The following is a 3,688-nucleotide window of genomic DNA, read 5'->3' as shown; positions in this document are numbered from 1 at the left end:
GCGTGGTCCCGCCGCGGGCGGGGACGGAACAGCGGGAGAGGTTTTGGCTGTTGAGGTGGGCGACGCCGCCCCGGAATTCGAGCTGAAGGACCAGCACGGCACCCCGGTGAGGCTGTCGGAATTCCGCGGCGAGAAGAACGTCGTCCTGGTGTTCTACCCGCTGGCGTTCAGCGGCGTCTGCACCGGCGAGCTGTGCCAGATCAGGGACGAGCTGCCCACGCTGGGCGGCGACGACGTCCAGGTGCTGGCGGTCTCGGTCGACTCGATGTTCGCGCTGCGCGCCTGGGCCGACCAGGAGAAGTACCTGTTCCCGCTGCTGTCGGACTTCTGGCCCCACGGCGGGACGGCGCAGCGTTACGGCGTGTTCGACGAGGGCAAGGGCGTCGCCGTGCGCGGCACCTTCATCATCGACACCGAGGGCGTGGTCCGCTGGAAGGTCGTCAACGCGATCCCGGACGCACGCGACATCGACGAGTACCGCAAGGCGCTCGCCGGGCTCTGAGCGAATCGGACCGGCACCGGCCGCGTGGCCGGAACCGGTCCCCGCACCCTTGGAGGTGTGATGCCCTGCTTCCGGTGCGGGGCGCGGCAGACCGACCCCGTGCGCGGCGCGAGCCCGTGGAAGCGCGGGGTCCGGGCGGACCGGCAGGTGCTGATCTGCCCCGGCTGCCAGGCCGTCCGCGACTGGGCGGACGATCTCGACCGCTGCTCGGCCTGCGGCTCGGCCGCCCTGGTGTGCCGGCTCGGCGAGGTCGAGTGCCGCGACTGCGGGCACACCCGGGAGGCCGCCCCCGCCGACCTCGTCCGTTCGGGCGCCCCGCCGGGCGGCTCCGCCGACGGCGACCTCTCCGCGGAGGTGGCCGCGGCCCTCAGCCGCGTCCTGAAACGCGGCCCCGCGCTCTGAGCACGGCGCTCCGAGCACGGCGCAAGCCCTTTCGGCCATGGCGGCCGTTCTCGCCGCCGTGCTCCCGATCCGCGCTCCATCACCGCGCCGACCACGGATTTCGTACTTGACGCGAAAATCCGCATCCTGCCACGCTGCCCGGATGCCGATCGTGCTGATGCAGCTGGTCAACCGGATCACCGGGCGCTCCTGGCGCGTGCCCGCGCTCGTCCTGGCCACGGCCTTCGTGGTGGGCTGGCTGCTGATGGCGCTGTTCGAGGAGCCCGGCGCCGACATCGCGAAGCCGCACGAGTACGTCTGGTACTTCCTCGTCAGCGGCACCACGACCGGCTACGGCGATCTGGCCCCGGCCTCGACCGGCGGGCGCATCGGCGGCGTGATCATCATCGGGGCGGGGCTGACCGCCGGGCTGGTGATGTTCGCCGAGCTGACTCTCTGGATGGGGAAGGGACGGACGATGAGGGCCAACGGCCAGGCGCGGCTGCACCTGAAGCGGCACATCGTGATGGTCGGCTACCACCGTGACGGCCTGCGGGCCATCATCGGCCAGATCCGCGCGGACCGGGAGTTCGCCAAGACTCCCGTCGTCGCGGTCTTCTGGCCGGACGAGCTGACGGGTGAGAATCCCGATCCGGACCTGTACGACGTGGTGGCCTTCGACGAGACGGCCTACGAGCGCGCGTGCCTGGAGGCCGCCAGGACCGTGGTGGTCGTCGGGCACACCGACGACGAGACCGTCCGGGTGATGCTGGGCGTGGAGGCGTACCTGCGGCGCAAGGGCGATCCGGCCGTCCACCTCCTGGCGGGGGTGCACGAGGGCAACCGCCGCGTGGAGATCACCGAGGCGCTGCGGCTGATCGGCGCGGACATCGAGCCGGTCGACATCGACGACTCCGCCGTGGTGGCGGCCGCGATCCGCAACCCGGGGATCGCCGCGATCTACCACAACCTCGCCAGCACCCTGGACGCCGACGGCGCCCTGTACCGGGTGAACATCCCGGAGGACGCCGGCGAGTGGTCCCGGATGGACGTCGCGATCTTTCTCCTGCGGCGCGGCAGCACCCTGCTCGCCGTCGGTGAGTCGCATCGCCCCGACACCACGTTCCGGCTGACCGCCGCCCCGGACGAGATGATCCGCGGCGGCCAGGCCCTGGCGGTGGTGGCCCGTACCCGTCCCGATGTCCCCTGGCACGAGCTGTGAAGGGCCGGGAGGGCGCCCGCGCGCCCGCTGGGGCGCCCTCCCGGGTGCCGCGTCGCGCGCGGCCCGGAGCACAGGTCCGAGGCTCCGGGGCCTCCCCGCGCGCTCGCGGGGTCAGGCCGCCTGCCGGTGGTCGGCGTCCAGCAGGTGGTAGAGCAGCAGGAGCTGCGTGATGGCGAGGGGGTCGCTGGTGCCCGCGTCGCCGAGGTGGCCGAGGACCCCGGGGTCGGGGAGGGCCGTGCCGGCGCGCGGGCCGAGGTGTTCCAGTATGGCCTTCTTGACGACCTGCGACTCCTCCGGGGAGACGTATCCGTGGACGTGCAGCGCGTCGACGGGGCGGCCGTCGGTGTCGCGGTGCAGGCGCAGGTGCATGGCCGTCTCGGTCCGGTCGGCGCCTACGCCGACGGGGCCGCTGTCCAGGACGTCCGCCAGGTCGGGGTGGTCGATCGTGGGGCGGAGCAGCAGCTCGGCGGACAGCGGGGTGCCGGGCGGGTCGAGCCTCCCGGCGACGGGCGCGAACCGCACGACGATGTCGGCGTGCTTGCGCTGCGGACGGATGTAGGCGGCGCTCTCGGGCTCGCGGCGGTCGAGCTCGGCCATGACCTGCTCGGGCGTGTACCCGCGTTTGGCGCAGTCGCGGCGCACCTTCCACGAGTGGCGCAGCGGCTCCGGCGGGTCGAGGTAGACGGTGATGTCGAAGCAGGCGCGGGCCATCCGGGTGTGCAGCGGGAGCAGCCCCTCGACGATCACGAAGTCGCGCGGCTCGACCAGCTCGGGGCGGACGAGTTCGCCGGTGGAGTGGTCGTAGACGGGCTTGAGGATCGGCTCGCCCATCGACAGCAGCTGCAGGTGCTGCTCCATGATGTCGATGTGGTTGCAGTCGGGGTGCAGCGCCGTGAACGGCTTCCCGGCGCGTTCGGCGCGGTCGTAGCGGTGGTAGTCGTCCACGCAGACCGCCGTCATCCGGTCGGCTCCCAGGCACTGGACGAGCCCCCTGGTCAGGGTGGTCTTGCCGGCGGCGCTGTCGCCCGCGATGGCGAGCATGACGGGGCGGCGGCCCGCTCCCCGCGCCCGGAGCATATGCACGATCCGATGGGGCACCTTGCTCCTCCGTCCTGCGGAAACCGGTTTTCGTCTAGGAGAGTACGGGGTGGACGGCGGGTGACACTTCCCCCATCTAGGGGAGTGCAGGGGTGAAACGGCGGAGGAAGCCTCCGCATCTGTGCCCGGGTCGGCCTACTGGTGAGTAGCTTCCGGTTGTTATCGTGCGGGAATGAGCAGCGTCCCCGTACGCGTCGTCCTGGTCGACGACCACGAGATGATCCTCGCCGGGCTGCAGGCCATGCTGGCCGGGTTCTCCGGGCGCGTGCGCGTCGTCGGGCAGGCGGGGACGGGGGACGACGCCGCCCGGCTGGTCACCACGCTGCGTCCCGACGTCGTCCTGCTGGACGTGCGGCTCGGGCCGGAGAGCGGCCTCGACCTGTGCCGCCGGATCACCGGGCACGTCCCGGAGACCCGGGTGGTGTTCCTGTCGGTGTACGACGACGAGCAGTACGTCTTCGAGGCGCTGCGGGCCGGGGCGGGCG

Annotated in this window: 5 protein-coding genes; 4 read left to right on the top strand and 1 reads right to left on the bottom strand. The window is 72.3% G+C overall.

The genetic code is table 11. The features are described 5' to 3' along the window. Positions 1–43: 43 nt before the first annotated feature. The 3 genes from E1266_RS36215 to E1266_RS36205 all read left to right on the top strand — a co-directional run bounded on the left by E1266_RS36215 (position 44) and on the right by E1266_RS36205 (position 2,105). A complete protein-coding gene (locus tag E1266_RS36215; protein WP_132054951.1) occupies positions 44–502 on the top strand; it encodes a peroxiredoxin in 459 nt (152 codons plus the stop codon). 60 nt (positions 503–562) lie between these two features. Further along, positions 563–904: a hypothetical protein gene (locus E1266_RS36210; RefSeq protein WP_132054949.1), complete on the top strand. Its 342-nt coding sequence runs from the start codon at positions 563–565 to the stop codon at positions 902–904. A 142-nt stretch (positions 905–1,046) separates the two neighbouring features. Beyond that, positions 1,047–2,105 (top strand): ion channel, encoded by a 1,059-nt coding sequence (locus tag E1266_RS36205; RefSeq protein ID WP_165966360.1) that lies wholly within the window; start codon positions 1,047–1,049, stop codon positions 2,103–2,105. A 111-nt stretch (positions 2,106–2,216) separates the two neighbouring features. Here E1266_RS36205 and E1266_RS36200 read toward each other — a convergent pair whose 3' ends face one another. Beyond that, on the bottom strand, positions 2,217–3,182 hold the full coding sequence (locus E1266_RS36200; RefSeq protein ID WP_132054953.1) for a phosphoribulokinase: 966 nt from the start codon (positions 3,180–3,182) through the stop codon (positions 2,217–2,219). Positions 3,183–3,375: 193 nt separating this feature from the next. Between E1266_RS36200 and E1266_RS36195 the strand changes: the two genes are divergently transcribed. Continuing rightward, the coding region (locus tag E1266_RS36195) for a response regulator transcription factor (RefSeq protein ID WP_132054945.1) at positions 3,376–3,688 on the top strand (313 nt) is incomplete at its 3' end.

Source organism: Actinomadura sp. 7K534 (assembly GCF_004348575.1).
GTDB lineage: Bacteria > Actinomycetota > Actinomycetes > Streptosporangiales > Streptosporangiaceae > Spirillospora > Spirillospora livida.
This window is presented reverse-complemented; position numbering and strand designations above follow the sequence as displayed.